General features: G+C 72.1%; 15 protein-coding genes. 7 read left to right on the top strand and 8 right to left on the bottom strand.

The genetic code is table 11. The annotated features are described in order from the left end of the window. Positions 1-294 precede the first annotated feature (294 nt). Together OHB01_RS03055 and OHB01_RS03050 are read left to right on the top strand one after the other, a co-directional pair. Positions 295-1,074 (top strand): electron transfer flavoprotein subunit beta/FixA family protein, encoded by a 780-nt coding sequence (locus OHB01_RS03055; RefSeq protein WP_142646170.1) that lies wholly within the window; start codon positions 295-297, stop codon positions 1,072-1,074. Positions 1,075-1,085: 11 nt separating this feature from the next. Further along, entirely contained in the window at positions 1,086-2,039 is a 954-nt protein-coding gene (locus OHB01_RS03050) for an electron transfer flavoprotein subunit alpha/FixB family protein (protein ID WP_142646168.1), read from the top strand. A 54-nt stretch (positions 2,040-2,093) separates the two neighbouring features. Here OHB01_RS03050 and OHB01_RS03045 read toward each other — a convergent pair whose 3' ends face one another. The 3 genes from OHB01_RS03045 to OHB01_RS03035 all read right to left on the bottom strand — a co-directional run bounded on the left by OHB01_RS03045 (position 2,094) and on the right by OHB01_RS03035 (position 5,168). Beyond that, complete coding sequence (locus tag OHB01_RS03045) at positions 2,094-3,116, bottom strand: zinc-dependent alcohol dehydrogenase family protein (RefSeq protein ID WP_142646166.1); 1,023 nt, start codon at positions 3,114-3,116, stop codon at positions 2,094-2,096. A 195-nt stretch (positions 3,117-3,311) separates the two neighbouring features. Next, complete coding sequence (locus OHB01_RS03040; protein WP_328854899.1) at positions 3,312-4,538, bottom strand: MFS transporter; 1,227 nt, start codon at positions 4,536-4,538, stop codon at positions 3,312-3,314. A 138-nt stretch (positions 4,539-4,676) separates the two neighbouring features. Continuing rightward, a complete protein-coding gene (locus OHB01_RS03035; protein ID WP_142646162.1) occupies positions 4,677-5,168 on the bottom strand; it encodes a TetR/AcrR family transcriptional regulator in 492 nt (163 codons plus the stop codon). A gap of 103 nt (positions 5,169-5,271) precedes the next feature. Between OHB01_RS03035 and OHB01_RS03030 the strand changes: the two genes are divergently transcribed. After that, a complete protein-coding gene (locus OHB01_RS03030; RefSeq protein ID WP_142646160.1) occupies positions 5,272-6,426 on the top strand; it encodes a cysteine desulfurase family protein in 1,155 nt (384 codons plus the stop codon). Positions 6,427-6,514: 88 nt separating this feature from the next. On the opposite strand, the gene OHB01_RS03025 is transcribed toward OHB01_RS03030, so the two are convergent. Beyond that, the gene (locus tag OHB01_RS03025; RefSeq protein WP_142646158.1) at positions 6,515-6,913 is read right to left on the bottom strand and encodes a RidA family protein; all 399 of its coding nucleotides are present in this window, start codon (positions 6,911-6,913) and stop codon (positions 6,515-6,517) included. Positions 6,914-6,934: 21 nt separating this feature from the next. On the opposite strand from OHB01_RS03025, the gene OHB01_RS03020 reads away from it, so the two are divergent. Beyond that, positions 6,935-7,216 carry a LysR family substrate-binding domain-containing protein gene (locus tag OHB01_RS03020; protein ID WP_260617152.1) on the top strand — a complete coding sequence of 94 codons (282 nt, stop codon included), beginning with the start codon at positions 6,935-6,937 and terminating at the stop codon, positions 7,214-7,216. Between the two features lie 10 nt (positions 7,217-7,226). Here OHB01_RS03020 and OHB01_RS03015 read toward each other — a convergent pair whose 3' ends face one another. The 3 genes from OHB01_RS03015 to OHB01_RS03005 all read right to left on the bottom strand — a co-directional run bounded on the left by OHB01_RS03015 (position 7,227) and on the right by OHB01_RS03005 (position 9,873). Further along, on the bottom strand, positions 7,227-7,781 hold the full coding sequence (locus OHB01_RS03015) for a hemerythrin domain-containing protein (RefSeq protein ID WP_168065708.1): 555 nt from the start codon (positions 7,779-7,781) through the stop codon (positions 7,227-7,229). Continuing rightward, positions 7,778-8,698 (bottom strand): Rieske 2Fe-2S domain-containing protein, encoded by a 921-nt coding sequence (locus OHB01_RS03010; protein ID WP_142646154.1) that lies wholly within the window; start codon positions 8,696-8,698, stop codon positions 7,778-7,780. Before OHB01_RS03010 ends, OHB01_RS03015 begins: the two co-directional genes overlap by 4 nt. 134 nt (positions 8,699-8,832) lie before the next feature. Next, the gene (locus OHB01_RS03005; protein ID WP_142646152.1) at positions 8,833-9,873 is read right to left on the bottom strand and encodes a DUF695 domain-containing protein; all 1,041 of its coding nucleotides are present in this window, start codon (positions 9,871-9,873) and stop codon (positions 8,833-8,835) included. Between the two features lie 76 nt (positions 9,874-9,949). Here OHB01_RS03005 and mnmA point away from each other — a divergent pair, with 76 nt between their 5' ends. Further along, the gene (gene mnmA / locus OHB01_RS03000; RefSeq protein ID WP_147942959.1) at positions 9,950-11,035 is read left to right on the top strand and encodes a tRNA 2-thiouridine(34) synthase MnmA; all 1,086 of its coding nucleotides are present in this window, start codon (positions 9,950-9,952) and stop codon (positions 11,033-11,035) included. 2 nt (positions 11,036-11,037) lie between these two features. Here the strand turns inward: mnmA and OHB01_RS02995 are convergent, their stop codons facing one another. Continuing rightward, positions 11,038-11,670 (bottom strand): MBL fold metallo-hydrolase, encoded by a 633-nt coding sequence (locus OHB01_RS02995; RefSeq protein ID WP_142646148.1) that lies wholly within the window; start codon positions 11,668-11,670, stop codon positions 11,038-11,040. A 19-nt stretch (positions 11,671-11,689) separates the two neighbouring features. On the opposite strand from OHB01_RS02995, the gene OHB01_RS02990 reads away from it, so the two are divergent. Both OHB01_RS02990 and ligA read left to right on the top strand, forming a co-directional pair. Continuing rightward, complete coding sequence (locus tag OHB01_RS02990; protein ID WP_142646146.1) at positions 11,690-12,694, top strand: methionine synthase; 1,005 nt, start codon at positions 11,690-11,692, stop codon at positions 12,692-12,694. A gap of 260 nt (positions 12,695-12,954) precedes the next feature. After that, the gene (ligA, locus tag OHB01_RS02985; RefSeq protein WP_328709283.1) at positions 12,955-15,435 is read left to right on the top strand and encodes an NAD-dependent DNA ligase LigA; all 2,481 of its coding nucleotides are present in this window, start codon (positions 12,955-12,957) and stop codon (positions 15,433-15,435) included. Positions 15,436-15,608 lie beyond the last annotated feature (173 nt).

The raw sequence follows: 15,608 nt of genomic DNA, 5'->3' as shown, positions 1-15,608 counted from the left end.
CGTGGGGCCTCCGCGATGCTTCCGGAACATAGTTCGGTAGGGTGGCAGTGGGCGTGACCGGGTTCTGGGTGATTCCTCAGCCGAAGGACGCGGCCGTAAAAACCTGGAGGTTTGCACCTAAGCTACCGATGGGTAACATACGCCTGGGGGGACCAGGGTCAGCTCGACACCCGGGCCACCTGCACAGGCGCGCCCGCTAGCACCTGGCAGTCTTGCATCACGTGCGCGTACCCCGCGCCACGTACCGAGAACCGCGGCGTCAGCCGTACGGAAAGGGGAGGTCGGCCACCGGCCATGAACATCGTCGTCTGCGTGAAGCAGGTCCCCGACACGGCGACCGAGCGCAAGCTGAGGTCCGATGACAAGACGCTCGACCGCGACGCCGCCGACGGCGTCGTGAACGAGCTCGACGAGTACGCGGTCGAGGAGGCGCTGCGGCTCAAGGAGGCCCATGGAGGCGAGGTCACCGTCCTCAGCATGGGCCCCGCCAAGGCGACCGAGACCATCCGCAAGGCCCTGGCGATGGGCGCCGACAAGGCGGTGCACCTGCACGACGACGCGCTGCACGGGTCGGACGCCCTGGGCACCTCCTACGCCATCTCCCAGGCACTGAAGAAGATCGGCTTCGACCTGGTCATCCTGGGGTCGGAGTCGACCGACGCCCGCACCGGCATGCTCGCCGCGATGCTGGCCGAGCGGCTCGGCGCGCCGCAGCTCACGCTCGCCCGCAAGGTCGAGGTCGAGGGCACGGCCATCCGGGTCGAGCGGATCACCGACTACGGCTACGACAAGGTCGAGGCGTCGCTGCCGGCCGTCGTGTCGGTGGTCGAGAAGATCAACGAGCCGCGCTACCCGTCGTTCAAGGGCATCATGGCCGCCAAGAAGAAGCCGGTCGAGACCCTCGGGGTCGCCGACGCGGAGATCGCGGCCGACCAGGTGGGCCTCGCGAACTCCTGGAGCGAGGTCGTGGACTTCGCCGCCGCCCCGCCGCGTGCCGCGGGCACCGTGATCAAGGATGAGGGCGACGGCGGAGCCAAGGCCGCCGAGTTCCTCGCGTCGAAGAAGTTCATCTGAGGGGCCCCGTGATGAGTGAGATTCTGGTTCTCGTCGAGCACGTCGACGGTGACGTCAAGAAGGTCACCCTCGAACTGCTGACCCTGGCCCGGTCGCTGGGCACCCCCGCCGCCGTGTGGGCAGGCCCCGGCTACTCCGACGCCGCGAAGGCCAGGCTCGCCGAGTATGGCGCCGAGAAGATCTACGTGGCGAACGCCGACGAGATCGGCGACTACGTGGCGGCCCCCAAGGCCGAGGTGCTGGCGCACCTGGTGACCGAGCGGTCCCCGGCAGCCGTCTTCGTCGCCGCGACCGGTGAGGGCAAGGAGATCGCCGGCCGCCTGGCGATCAAGACGGACTCCGGTGTGATCTCCGACGCGGTGGGCGTCGGCGAGGGCTTCGTCGCCGAGCAGTCCATCTTCGGCGGCGGCGTCAACGTCCACAGCCGCGTGACCAAGGGCACGCCGATCATCACGGTCCGCCCGAACAGCACCGCCCCCGTCGCCGCCCCCGCGGCCGGCGCCGAGGAGAAGGTGGAGGTCGCGCTGTCGGACGCCGCCCGCGCGGCCAGGATCGTCGAGCGGGTCGTCCAGGAGAAGGGCGCCCGTCCGGAGCTGACCGAGGCCGCGATCGTGGTCTCCGGCGGCCGGGGCGTGGGCTCGGGCGAGAACTTCGCGATCATCGAGAAGCTCGCCGACGCGCTCGGCGCGGCGGTGGGCGCCTCGCGGGCCGCGACCGACGCGGGCTGGTATCCGCACCAGTTCCAGGTCGGGCAGACGGGCAAGACCGTCTCCCCGCAGCTCTACATCGCGGCCGGCATCTCCGGAGCCATCCAGCACCGGGCCGGCATGCAGACCTCCAAGACCATCGTCGTGATCAACAAGGACGCCGAGGCGCCCCTGTTCGAGATCGCCGACTTCGGTGTCGTGGGCGACCTGTTCCAGGTCGTCCCGCAGCTCACCGAGGAGATCGAGAAGCGCAAGTGACGCGCCCGGCCCGTGCCGTGTGAACGCGCGGCACGGGCCGGAAGCCGGCCGTTCTCAGGGGCGCAGCAGCACCTTGACGGCCCGGCGCTCGTCCATGGCCCGGTAGCCTTCGGCGGCCTGCTCCAGCGGCAGTTCGAGGTCGAAGACCCTGCCGGGCCTGATCGTGCGGTCCCAGATCAGCCGGATGAGGTCGGGCAGGAAACGGCGCACCGGGGCCGGGCCGCCGTGCAGGTGCACGGCGGCGTAGAACAGCTCCAGGCCGGGCAGCGCGACGCCGTGGGCGACCCCGACGTAGCCGATGTGCCCGCCGGGGCGAGTGGAGCGGACGGCCTGCATCATCGACTCCTGGGTGCCGACCGCTTCGATGACCGAGTGCGCGCCCAGCCCGCCGGTCATTTCCTTGATCTTGGCCACGCCCTCGTCGCCGCGTTCGGTGACGATGTCGGTGGCGCCGAACTCGACGGCGAGCCTCTGCCGGTCGGCGTGCCGGCTGAAGGCGACGATCCGCTCCGCGCCGAGCTGCTTGGCGGCCAGCACGCCGAGCAGGCCGACGGCGCCGTCGCCGACGACCGCGACGGTCTTGCCGGGGCCCGCTTCCGCGGCGACCGCCGCGAACCAGCCGGTGCCCAGCACGTCGGAGGCGGCCAGCAGATCCGGGATCAGGTCCGCCCGGGGCATGCCGGGGGTGGCGACCAGGGTGCCGTCGGCCAGGGGAACGCGGGCCCGCTGCGCCTGCGTGCCGATGGAGGCCATCGGCACCGCGTTGACGCAGCGGGACTGGTAGCCGGCCCGGCAGATCTCGCAGGTGTTGTCGGAGGCGAAGAACGAGCCGACCACGAACTGGCCCGGCTCGACCGACGTGACCTCGTCGCCGATCTCCTCGACCACGCCGGCGTACTCGTGGCCCATCGGGACCGGCCCGTCGCGCTTCTCGACGCCGCGGTAGGGCCACAGGTCCGAGCCGCAGACGCAGGTCGCGGGCAGCCGGATGATCGCGTCGGTCGGCGCGAGGATCTCCGGGTCCTCGCGCTGCTCCACCCGGACGTCCCCGGGGGCGTACATCACTACGGCTCGCATCTCGTGCACTCCTTCGCGAGTCCTTCCCGGCGGCCCGCGCCTTCCGGCGGAAAGCGCCCTGGCATCTCCAATGCCCACCGGGCCGGGGTCATGGCCCGCCGTCCGGGTAAAACCCCTGGCCCGGTGGTGGAGGCGCGGTGTGGAGATGTGAGTGCGAGGGTGCGGTGTGGAGGTGCGGTGCGCGGGCCGTGGGCGTCAGGCCGCCGCGCGGAGGCGCACCTCCTCGTCCGTCTCCTCGCGCGCCGGCCGCACCGGCAGCGGGATGATCTCCGTACGCGACGCGGGCAGGAGCCGTGCGGCCACGGCGATGACGACGCCGAGGACGACCGCCACGCCCATCGCGACCCGCAGCGAGGCCGCGCTGGACAGGAAGCCGATGACCACGGGCCCGAGCAGCAGGCCCGCGTAGCCCATCGCGCTCGCCTGGGCGATCGCCGGGCCGGGCTCGCGGGTCGCGGTCCCCGCCAGAGACAGCGCCATCGGCGAGATCGTCGCCACCGACAGCCCGATGAAGAACAGCCCGGCCACGGCGGCCATGGTGACCGGCGCGGCGATGACCGCGAGGAACGCGAGCGCGGTGGCGGCGCCGGAGAACATGATCAGCCCGCGGGCGCCGTAGCGGCCGCGCAGCCGGTCGCCGGCCAGGCGCGCGAGCAGCATGCCCGCCTCGAACACCGGGTAGCCGAGCGCGGCGACCGCCTCGGAGGCGTGCAGCGTGTCCATCAGGTAGAGGCCGTTCCAGTCGGCGACGACGCCCTCCGCCATGAACCCGGCGAAGGTGACCGCGCCCAGCAGGTAGACGACTCCGGGCAGCCTGCGCCGGGGCCGGGACGAGGACCGGCCCGCCTCGCCCGCCTCGGGCGCCGGGTCGGGCAGGTGCATGCGGCTGAGCGCCAGCGCCGCCGGCACCGAGAGCAGGGCGACGACCAGGATGTGGGCGGTGAGGGACAGCCCCAGGGCGATGGCCGCCGTGCCGACCAGGCCCGCCGAGATCGCGCCGACGCACCATCCCGCGTGCATGCCGCTCATGACCGGCCGGCCGTACGCGCGCTCGACGGCCGAGCCCTGGGCGTTCATGCCGACGTCGACCGCGCCGAACGCCATGCCGAACAGGGCGGCGGCCAGGGCCAGCACGGGGAAGGACGGCGCGAACGCGACGAGGACCAGTGACGCCGCGCACAGGGGAGCGGCCGCGCGCAGGACGCCACGGCTGCCGATCCTGGCCAGCACGACGCGCATGAGCTGCATGGTGAGCAGCGCGCCGATCCCCCAGCTCAGCAGGGTGAGCCCGACGGCCGACTCCGGCAGGTGGAGCCGGTCGGCCAGGGCGGGGAGGCGCACGGTGAAGGTTCCGCACATCAGGCCGGCCAGGACGAAGGTGAGGACTGCCCCGTGACGGGCCTTCCTCAAAGCGCGGGTCATCACAGCTTCCTTTCCAGGTGAGTCAAGTGGGTTTCCAGGCCCGGATTTACGGGCAGACACCAGCAGGTCGCCCTTTCACGGCAGAGCCGGAAGGAAGGGCGACCACCAGGTGAAGGTCAGAGAGCCGCGAGCGGCGCGTTACAACAGGGCGAGCAGCTTGGCGCGGATCGCGGTGTAGTCGATGATCCCCGCGCAGTGGGTGGCGACCTCCCAGACGCCCTCACAGGCCAGCCGTACGACCTGAGAGGTCAGGGGGTCGGGCTCGTCCTCCAGGCCCTGCCGCATCCAGCGGTTCATCGCCCCGCGCAGCGGCGCGAGCAGTTCGGGGTCGCCGGCCGCGCCCGTCACCACGGCCCATCGTCGCAGCCGGCCGGTCTCCAGGGCCTCGAACGTCGCGGCGACGTACGCCCGGGTGTAGGTGCTCTCCGACTGCGCCTCGATGAGGGCGTCGAAGTCGGCGATCAGGCGCTCGATCATGCCTTTGACGAGCGCGTCCTTGCTCGCGAAGTGATAGAGGAGACCGCCCTTGCTGACCCCGGCGCGCTCGGCCACCGCCGCCAGGGTCAGGGCCTGGGCGCCCTGATCCTGCAGCAGGCCCTCGGCCGCGTCCAGCAGTTCATCTCTCCTCACGGCGTCTACTGTACCGTCTGGACGGTTAAGTTGCGACTCGTGCCCGGGATCTCCGCCCGCCCGGATACGCTTGGTGGGCTGGATCACGTGTTTGGGAGGGGTCGTGGGAGCTGCTTATCTGGACCATGCCTCGACCACGCCGATGCTGCCCGAGGCGATCGAGGCGATGACCGCCCAGCTCGGTCAGGTCGGCAATCCCTCGTCCCTGCACGCGGCGGGCCGCCGGGCCCGCCGGGTCGTCGAGGAGTCGCGCGAGACGATCGCGTGCGCGCTCGGCGCCCGGCCCAGCGAGGTCGTGTTCACGGCCGGCGGCACCGAGGCCGACAACCTCGCCATCAAGGGCCTGTTCTGGGCGAGGAAGCGGCCCAGGATCCTCATCAGCTCGGTCGAGCACCACGCCGCCCTCGATCCCGCCCACTGGCTCGGCGACAACCACGGCGCCCGGGTCGAGCTGCTGGAGGTGGACGAGCGGGGCCGGGTGCATCCGGAGACGCTGCGCGAGGCCATCGCCCGCGACCCGGACGACGTGGCCCTGGTGAGCGTCATGTGGGCCAACAACGAGGTGGGCACCGTGCAGCCGGTGCGCGTGCTGGCCGGCATCGCCCACGAATACGGCATCCCCTTCCACACCGACGCGGTGCAGGCGGTCGGCCAGCTCCCGGTGTCGTTCGCCGAGTCCGGCGTGGACGCCATGACCGTCTCCGGTCACAAGGTCGGCGGTCCCGTGGGCGTCGGGGCGCTGCTGCTGGCCCGGGGCGTCGATCCGGTGCCCGTCCTGCACGGCGGCGGGCAGGAGCGCGACATCCGCTCCGGCACCCTGGACGCGCCGGCCATCGCCGGGTTCGCCACGGCGGTCGAGACGGCCGTCGCGCGGCAGCCCGCCACGGCCGAGCGGCTGTCGGCGCTGCGCGACGACCTGATCGAGCGCGTACGGCTGGCCGTGCCCGACGTCGTGCTGAACGGCGACCCGGTGAACCGGCTGCCCGGCAACGCCCACTTCTCGTTCCCCGGCTGCGAGGGGGACGCCCTGCTCATGCTGCTCGACGCCAAGGGCGTCGAGTGCTCCACGGGCTCGGCCTGCTCGGCCGGGGTCGCCCAGCCGTCCCACGTGTTGCTCGCCATGGGCCAGGACGGCGCGCGCGCCCGCGGCTCGCTGCGTTTCTCCCTCGGTCACACCTCGGTGAAGGAGGACGTCGACCGGGTCGCGGGGGTCATCGGGCACGTGGTCGAGCGCGCCCGCCGCGCCGGCCTGTCATAACCCGCCCTGATCGTCCCTTGATGCCCGCGCCTCGACGGCTTCCCCGGCAGCGCGTACGAGGCGACTCGCGGGGCGTTCGTCCCGCCGGTCAGCGAGCAGCGGCCGCGGGCCTCGGCGCTGCGGGCCGTCGTGCGCAGACCTCCATCTCGAACTTCATGCGGGGATCGGAGAGTCCGCACACGAGCATCGTCGCGGCTGGGCGGACGTCGCCGAAGCAGCGGCGCAGGGTCGGCCAGCACGGCGCGAAGTCCGCACGGTCGGGCAGCAGATATCTGACCCGGACGACGTCGGCGAACGAGCAACCCGCCTCGGCCAGCGCCGATTCGACGTTGCGCAGGCACTGCTCGGCCTGCTCGACCACGTCGGCGGAGATCGTCATGGTCGCGTAGTCGAACCCGGTCGTCCCGGACACGTGCACCCAGTCGCCGTCGATCACCGCCCGCGCGTAGCCGATCTCCTCTTCGAAGGTGGATCCACTCATGATCATGCGTCGCTCGGTATCCTCGACGTGTGCCGCAGCGCGGGTTTCGAACCCCGCCTCGGCCGGCAGGCGATCGAATGGCAGACGGTCTGCGCGCTCGTCGAGGCAGGACTGGGAGTGTCGCTCGCCCCGGCGAGCATCCGCCGGATCCGCCTCAAAGGTGTCGCCTACCGCCGGATCGAGCCGAACGACGCACGCACCGCCGTCGCGGCGGCCTGGCGTCGCGACGACCGGAACCCCCTGGTCACAAGATTCCTCGAGGTCGCCCGCGGCGAAATCCCGACCGGCCGGAGCGAGGCCGACCCGTGATCACGCCCGGCTATCGGGCCGTACGGCGCAGCAGCGCCCGCTCCAGGCGGAGGAACGCGCGGATGCGCTGTGACGAGCGCAGTTGGTCCAGGCGGGTCTGGAGGCTGTCGCCCACGTCGACGAGCAGTTCCTCGTCCGCGAAGCGCTCGACCTCGGGGAACATCCGGAGTTCCTCGTCCAGGTGGGCGTGTGACACCAGCACGTCGTGCAGCACGCCCAGCTCCCGGTCGAACCGCTCGCTGCTCGGGTCGGCCCGCACGAGCGCCGCGAGCTGGTCGGTGAGTTGGCGGTGCTCGGACCACGCCGCCGCGATGGCCGGAGTGATGTCGCGCACGGCGGGATAGAAGACGTCCTCCTCGATCCGTTCGTGCATCCACAGCTCGTCGAACAGCTCGTCGGTGAGCGCCCGCCGCCGTCCGGGCTCGGAGCGCGGCGTCTCCGCCAGCTCCCGCAGGAGGCCGCGCAGCACCTCGTGGTGCTCCACGAGCACCCGCGTCGCCGTCTTCCGCTCCTGCAGGGAGGGCGCCTCACGCACCTCCGTGAGCGCCGATGACCTTCTCCTCACGGCTGCACCTCCTGCTGGTGGACCAGCGCGCTGCCGGGCGGCGCGGTGGCCACGACCGGCGCGCGGCGCACCTCGATCCACCCGTGGCGTACGCGGGTCTGGAAGCACGGCGCCGGTGCGGTGGCCGGGCCGTTCAGGCTCTCCCCGCTGGACAGCTCGAACTGGCTGCCGTGCCAGGGACAGGTGAGGGCGCCGTCCCGGAGCCAGCCGTCCGACAGCGGGCCGCGCAGGTGCGGGCAGGCGTTCTCCAGGGCGTGGATGCGGCCGTCCGCGCGGACCAGGACGACCTCCACGTCGCCCGCCCGCACCCGGCGGGGGCTGCCGTCGGCCAGGTCGCGCTCGGCCAGCACGCGGGTGAAGCGACGTGGTTCGTGCTGCCCGACGCTCTGGTCGACCCCGATCCGGTGGCGGAAGACGAGCGTGCCGCCCAGGAACCCGCTGGCCATGATCAGGGGATAGCCGAGCAGGGTGGCGAGCCGTCCCCGCAGGTGGTGTCCCCGGCCCCGCTGCAGCCACGACCAGCCGTACAGGCCGAGGGCGACCGTGTTGAGCGCGCCGTGGACCATGCCGATGCGCCGGGCGTTGTCGTGCGTGTACTGCCAGTCGTGCAGGCCGGTCGCCATCGCGGCCAGCGCACCCGCGATGCCGACTCCCACGGCCGTGCGCGCCGCGCGCTTCTGCCCGGTGAGGTCCAGGACCAGCGCCGTCGTCCAGGACCCGATCGGGATGTCGGTGAGCGCCGGGTGGAGCGGGTGCCCCAGCCAGACGCCGTGCAGGAGGCCGCGGGCGCGGCCTTGGGTGACCCCGAGAAGGTTCTCGGCGAAGCCGAGGCCTTGTTCCAGCCGATGACCGGGCCGGTCGAGGCGGCCGTCGCCTTCGATCGCGTTCAGCAACCGGTCCAGTGTGCGCTGAGCCATGTCCGACCCCAATCCCTCGCCGGATCGGCCCCGCAGCCTGCGGGGAACGGGCGGAACGCGGGCGCTCGCCCGCGCGTCGCGTCTTATCGCGGGGTGCCCGCCCGTTATGGCGTGAAACGCGCTCTATTCCCGGTTCAGGTCAGGAAGTGGGCCACCGCGCTCCAGGAGGGGTCCTCGGCCACGTCGACGTGGGCGCGCCCCTCCTTCCACCCGGCGGCGACCTCCTCGACGACGGACGGCACGGCCGCCGCGGGGTCGGCGTAGAGGTGCATCACCCGGCTGCGGTCGGCGCTCAGGTGGGCCACCAGGACGGCCGAGCCGAGCGCGGCCAGCCGTTCGTTCAGCCGCTCCTCGAACTCGCCCAGCGCGTCCAGGGAGGCCCCTGCCGGCAGCCCGTCGCCGTCGGCCTCCCGGTAGGGCAGGGTGACGGTGATGTGCTGGTCGAACAGCGGGAAGTCGACCGGCCTGAGGGGATAGCGGGCGGTCGCGGTCAGCCGTCCGCCGGTGGCGGTGCGGCCTTCGAGGAGCGCCCACTGCTCCTCCTTGAACTCCTCCGCCACCTCGGCGACGACCGAGGGCAGGTGGATCGCGGGGAGCGCGTCGATCGGCTCGAACTCGGCGGCCACGATCTCGCCGACCCAGCGGGCCACCTCGTCCTCGCCCAGCAGCCAGTCGAGCGCGAGGAAGGCCGCCTCCGTCCGGGTGTCGTCGTCCACGTCGGGGAAGATCGGGTGGAACGCGGTGACGTCCACGCGCGGCGAGCCCGGCGGCACGCGCAAGGCCACCACCAGCCGGTCGAGCCCGAACTCCCGCCCGCCGACGTCGACCGTCAGATCGGCGGCCTGCGGGTTCGCCTGCCGCGACGGATAGAACTCCCACATCGCGTCCGCGGGCGGCGCGGCCAGGGCCCACCGGTGGGCGAACGGCCGCAGCTCCGGGTCGTTCGACGCGCTGACGACCAGGGCGTTCACGGCCATGCGGCCGGGAGCGATCTCCCAGACGAGGGAGGGGTGAAGGGCGGTGACGGCGGGGCCGATCATCTCGAACAGGGCCTCGGGGTCCTCCGCCTCGACGTGCGCGTCGATCTGGGGACGTGCCTCGTCCCACCAGGTCCAGAAGGCCGCGATGGCCTCGGCGGGGTCGGCGGACTCGCTCTTGCGCCCGAACAGTCGCATGACCCCGCATCCTCCCAGCCCGCCCGCCCCGATGCCAACGCGGGCGCGGCTCCGCGGGCGGTAACCTCGAACTGTTATGGGTTCCACACGAAAGCTTCGCGTCCTCGCGGCCATGTCCGGCGGGGTCGACTCCGCGGTGGCCGCCGCTCGGATCGCCGAGGCGGGGCACGACGTGACCGGCGTCCATCTGGCGCTGTCGTCCAACCCGCAGTCCTATCGCACCGGCGCGCGCGGGTGCTGCACCCTGGAGGACGCCCGCGACGCGCGCCGGGCGGCCGACGTCATCGGCATCCCCTTCTACGTGTGGGACATGGCGGAACGCTTCCATCGCGACGTGGTCGACGACTTCGTCAGCGAGTACGCCGCCGGGCGCACCCCCAACCCCTGCCTGCGCTGCAACGAGAAGATCAAGTTCGAGGCGGTGCTCGACCGGGCGCTCGCGCTCGGCTTCGACGCCGTCGCCACCGGCCACCACGCGCGGCTGGAGGACGGCGTGCTGCGGCGCAGCGTCGACGACGCCAAGGACCAGTCGTACGTGCTGGGCGTGCTCACCCGCGAGCAGCTCGCGCACGCGATCTTCCCGCTGGGCGGCTCGACCAAGGCGCAGGTGCGCGAGGAGGCGGCGCGGCGCGGGCTGACCGTCGCCGACAAGCCCGACAGCCACGACATCTGCTTCATCGCCGACGGCGACACCCGGGCGTTCCTCGCCGAGCGGCTCGGCGCGGCCGAGGGGCCGATCGTCGACGCGCTCACCGGCCGGGTGGTCGGCAGCCACCAGGGGGCGTACGGCTTCACGATCGGGCAGCGCAAGGGCCTGCACATCGACCAGCCGGCCGCCGACGGCAGGCCCCGTTACGTGCTGTCGATCGAGCCGGTGTCCAACACGGTCACCGTCGGGCCGCGTTCCTCCCTGGAGGTGACCTCCATCGTGGGGGAGCGGCCGGTGTGGAACGGGCGGCTGCCGGAGCCGCTCGCCCCGATCACCTGCACGGTGCAGCTTCGGGCGCACGGCGAGGTGTACGGCTGCCGTGCCCAGGTGTCCGGCGGCGAGCTGCACATCCAGCTCGACCGCCCGGCGACCGGCGTCGCGGCGGGTCAGGGGGCCGTTCTGTACGACGGGGATGCCGTCATCGGCTCCGCCACGATCGCCTCGGCTGTCTGAGCTCAGGAGATCTCGACGGACTCCCCGACGGGGATCCGGCGGAAGTCGGCCTTCTGCCGGCCGGCCTCCATGCCGAGCCAGTTGTCGATCAGCGTCGCGCCGATGTCGTTGACGAGCCCGTCGTGGGTCGAGTACGCCCGCGCGGGCCGGACGTAGCGCAGATACATGATCATCTCCGCGCCCTTCAGCCACGGCGCGTTGGTCGGCACGAGCAGCGTGGGCACGTCCGCGCCCGGAGGCGTGAGCGCGTCACCGGGATAGAACACCTCGTCGTCCACGAAGAAACCGACGTTCTGCACGGGCGGGACGTCGGGCAGGTTGACCGCGTGCCACTCGCCGACCGCCCGCACATGGAATCCCGCCGTGTCGAAGGCGTCCCCATGGGTGACCACCTGGACCTTGCCCGGGACCTGACCGAGCTGGTCGGCGACGGCCTGGCAGGTGTACACCTCCAGGTCAGGGCTCGCGTTCTTGAACAGGTTGACGTCCACGTGGTCGAAGTGCTCGTGAGTGATCAGCACGGCGTCCGCGCCGTCGAGGAGCCCTTGACCGCTGAACGAGCCGGGGTCGATGACGAGGGTCCGCCCGTCCTTCTCCAGCCGCCAGCACGCGTGACCGAGTTTGGTGAGTTTCATAATCCATAAGCTAGTCACCGTGAGCGAGTATCCGTGGAGCGAGGCCACGGCAACAGGGGTGGGGTCCTATCCGGGCGAGGACCACCTGGAGGCGGTCAGAACGGCCTTCGGCGAGCTGCCCATGCCCTACCTGCCCGAGCTGCCCGCCCGTGGCGTCGGCGCCGACATGATCGGCCGTACGGCGTCGCTGCTGGTCGAGCTGCCCGTCGAGGTGCAGCCGTCCGGCTGGCGGCTCACCGACCGGCCGGGGCGGGATTTCAAGCGGGCCAGAGACCATCTCGTTCGCGACCTCGACGGGCTGGAGGAGGTCTCCCAGGGCTACGAGGGGCCGTTCAAGATCCAGGCGTGCGGGCCGTTGACGCTGGCCGGGGCGATCGAGCTCAGGCATGGCGACAAGGTGCTCGCCGACGCGGGAGCCGTACGCGACCTGACCGAGTCGCTGGCCGAGGGGCTGGCGCAGCACGTTGCGGACGTGCGGCGGCGGATTCCGGGAGCCGACGTCGTCGTCCAGATCGACGAGCCGGGGCTGCCCGGGGTGCTCGCGGGCACGGTGCCGACCGCGTCGGGCTTCGGGCGGCTGCCCGCCGTCGAGTCCCCGATCGCGGCCGAGCGGCTGAAGGCCGTGCTGTCCGCGCTCGCGCCCGCCTTTCCCGTCGTGCACTGCTGCGCGCCGGACGTGCCGTACGAGGTCATCCGTACGGCGGGGGCGCGGGGCGTGTCGGTGGACGCCGCGCTGCTGCGCCGTCGCGACGAGGACCACATCGGGGAGACGATCGAGAAGGGGCTCGCGATGTTCCTCGGCGTCGTGCCGGGTATCGACACCCGGCTCGCCGATGTCGGGGTGGTGGCCAAGCCGGCGGTCGAGCTGTGGCGGCGGCTCGGCTTCCCGCCCGCCCGGCTCGCCGAGCAGGTCGTGCTCACCCCCGCCTGCGGCCTGGCCGGGGCCTCGCCCGCGTACGCCAAGGCGGCGCTGGCCCGGTGCCGGGACGCGGCCCGGGTGCTCCGGGAGGACCCCGGCGAGTGACGTCGGCGGTGGCGACCGGTCCGAGTACAGCGGACAAAAGGGAATGAAAGTGGGCTGCAAGCGGTCTACCGTAATTCTCGATCGCTCTTGCAGCGAGGGGCCGCGGGGTCTGGAGCGGCACCTCGGCGAGCGGTCCGGCGGGAGTCGCCCACGTCCTCGGTGCGGCTCCCGCCCCCTGCCCATCGCGCACTGCCCATCGCGAACTGTCGGTCGCCGGAGATACGGTTGCCCTGGGTGTCTGACGAGGGGAGACGTGCGACGTGACCGACAGGGCTGACGAGGCTGGCGGGTTCGACGGCGTCGCGCCCGGGGACGCGTCCGGAGACACGGCGAACGGGCGCGAGGAGGCCGCACGCGAGGTCGAGCGCGTGACGAACGCCGCCGAGAGCGCCAGCGGGGAACCACAGAGCGCCAGCGGGGAACCACAGAGCGCCAGCGGGGAACCACAGAGCGCCAGCGGGGAACCACAGAGCGCCAGCGGGGAACCACAGAGCGCCACTAGGGAAACACAGGGCGCCACCGGAGAGGCGCAGAGCGCGAGCGGGGAAGCATCGAGCGCCGGCGGAGAGAGACAGAGCGCGCCGGCCGAGGCACGGGAGCGGCACGCCGAGCTCGCCGAGCTGATCGAGGAAGCCAACTGGCGCTACTACGTGCTCGACTCGCCGACGGTGAGCGACGCCGAATACGACCGCTGGATGCGGGAGATCCGGGCGCTGGAAGAGGCCTATCCCGACCTGCGCACGCCCGACTCGCCCACGCAGAAGGTGGGAGCGCAGATCTCCACCGACTTCGCCCCCGTCACCCATCTCACGCGGATGGAGAGCCTCGACAACGCCTTCAACGACGCCGACCTCGCCGCCTGGCAGGCCAGGGCGGAGCGGCTGATCGAGGCCGACCCCGGGCCCTACCTGTGCGAGCTGAAGATCGACGGCCTGGCCGTGGCCCTGGTGTACGAGAAGGGCCGCCTGGTGCGCGGCGCGACCCGGGGCGACGGGCGCACCGGCGAGGACGTCACCCCCAACATCCGCACGCTCGCCGACGTGCCGCACCGGCTGCGCGGAGACGACGTGCCCGACCTGCTGGAGGTGCGTGGCGAGGTCTTCCTGCCGGTCGAGGGCTTCAAGAAGCTCAACGAGCAGCTCATGGACGCGGGCAAACCGCCGTTCGCCAACCCGCGCAACTCCGCGGCCGGATCGCTGCGGCAGAAGGACCCGCGGGTCACCGCGCAGCGCCCGCTGCGGATGATCGTGCACGGCGTCGGCAAGTGGGAGGGCGACGGTCCGCTGCCCGCCACCCAGTCGGCCGTCTACGAGCGGCTGCGTGAGTTCGGGCTCCCCGTCAGCGACCGCTACAAGGTGGTCAAGAGCCTCGACGAGATCCGCGAGTTCATCGCCTACTACGACGAGCACCGCCACGATCCGGAGTACGAGATCGACGGTGTGGTGGTCAAGATCGACCGTATTGCCGTTCAGCGGCAGCTCGGGTCCACCAGCCGGGCCCCGCGCTGGGCGATCGCGTTCAAATACCCGCCCGAGGAGGTCACCACCAAGCTCCTCGACATTCAGGTCGGGGTGGGCCGGACGGGCCGGGTCACGCCGTTCGGCGTGATGAAGCCGGTGACGGTGGCCGGGTCCACCGTGGAGCGCGCGACGCTGCACAACGCCGCGGAGGTGGCGCGCAAGGGTGTGCTGATCGGCGACACCGTGGTGCTGCGCAAGGCGGGCGACGTCATCCCCGAGATCGTCGGGCCCGTTGTGGAGCTGCGGCAGGGCAACGAGCGGGAGTTCGTGATGCCCACGCACTGCCCCGAGTGCGGCACCGAGTTGGCCCGCGAGCGCGAGGGCGACGCCGACCTGCGCTGCCCGAACGCCCGCTCCTGCCCCGCGCAGCTTCGTGAGCGGGTTTACTTCGCCGCCGGGCGCAACGCGTTCGACATCGAAGGGCTGGGCTATGTCGCGGCGACCGCGCTGACCCAGCCGCTGCCGCCGCAGGAGCCGCCGCTCCGCACGGAGGCCGACCTGTTCGACCTGACCATCGAGAAAATGCTGCCGATCAGGACGGTTGTCCGCGACCCCGACACGGGCCTGCCGAAGACCGACCCGGAGACCGGCGAGCCGAAGGTCGTCGCGCTGTTCGCCACCGTCTCCGGCGAGCCGAGCAAGAACGCCGAGCTGATCCTCCAGCAACTGCAGGAGAAGAAGGACCAGCCGCTGTGGCGGGTGCTCGTGGCGCTGTCGATCCGGCACGTCGGCCCGCCCACGGCCCGCGCGCTCGCCGCGGAGTTCCGCTCGATCGACGCCATCGCCAACGCGTCCGAGGAGGAGCTGGCGGCGGTCGAGGGCATCGGCCCGCGGGTCGCCGCGACCATCAAGGAGTGGTTCGCGGTCGACTGGCACCAGGAGATCATCGAGAAGTGGCGGGCCGCCGGGGTCCGGATGGCCGACGAGTCGCCCGAGGACGAGGGCCCGCGTCCGCTGGAGGGGCTCACCTTCGTCGTCACCGGCACGCTGTCGGACTTCAGCCGCGACGAGGCGAGCGAGGCCATCAGCGCCAGGGGCGGCAAGGTCACCTCGTCGGTGTCGAAGAAGACGAGCTTCCTGGTGGTGGGTGACAACCCCGGCTCGAAGTACGACAAGGCGGTCAAGGCCGGCGTCCCGATCCTCAACGAGGAGGGCTTCCACGTCCTCCTCGACAAGGGCCCCGACGCCGCCCGCGCCGTCGCCCTCACCCCCGAGGAGTGAGCCGCACCTTATTGAGCCGCACCTTGTAGAGCCACTGAGGCAGGGCCGACGGGACCGAGGGGCGTCCTCCGGATCCGGGCCTCGCGGGCACCTGGACGACCGGCCTCGCCTTGAGGATCACCGTTCCGGCGTGCCCAGGCACTCCTGGAGAGGCAGTTCAACGCCACCACTCA

Origin of the sequence: Microbispora hainanensis, from assembly GCF_036186745.1 — a bacterium.
In the GTDB taxonomy this organism is placed as follows: Bacteria; Actinomycetota; Actinomycetes; order Streptosporangiales; family Streptosporangiaceae; genus Microbispora.
The sequence above is the reverse complement of the archived record's forward strand: the minus strand, read 5'-3'. Positions and strand labels throughout refer to the sequence as shown.

Bases quoted from the DNA above. Each gene is read 5' to 3' on its own strand.
- OHB01_RS03055 (WP_142646170.1), top strand. From the start codon at position 295: ATGAACATCGTCGTCTGCGTGAAGCAGGTCCCCGACACGGCGACCGAG.
- OHB01_RS03025 (WP_142646158.1), bottom strand. From the start codon at position 6,913: ATGATCATGAGTGGATCCACCTTCGAAGAGGAGATCGGCTACGCGCGG.
- OHB01_RS03050 (WP_142646168.1), top strand. From the start codon at position 1,086: ATGAGTGAGATTCTGGTTCTCGTCGAGCACGTCGACGGTGACGTCAAG.
- OHB01_RS03045 (WP_142646166.1), bottom strand. From the start codon at position 3,116: ATGCGAGCCGTAGTGATGTACGCCCCCGGGGACGTCCGGGTGGAGCAG.
- OHB01_RS03040 (WP_328854899.1), bottom strand. From the start codon at position 4,538: ATGACCCGCGCTTTGAGGAAGGCCCGTCACGGGGCAGTCCTCACCTTC.
- mnmA (WP_147942959.1), top strand. From the start codon at position 9,950: ATGGGTTCCACACGAAAGCTTCGCGTCCTCGCGGCCATGTCCGGCGGG.
- OHB01_RS02995 (WP_142646148.1), bottom strand. From the start codon at position 11,670: ATGAAACTCACCAAACTCGGTCACGCGTGCTGGCGGCTGGAGAAGGAC.
- OHB01_RS03005 (WP_142646152.1), bottom strand. From the start codon at position 9,873: ATGCGACTGTTCGGGCGCAAGAGCGAGTCCGCCGACCCCGCCGAGGCC.
- OHB01_RS03010 (WP_142646154.1), bottom strand. From the start codon at position 8,698: ATGGCTCAGCGCACACTGGACCGGTTGCTGAACGCGATCGAAGGCGAC.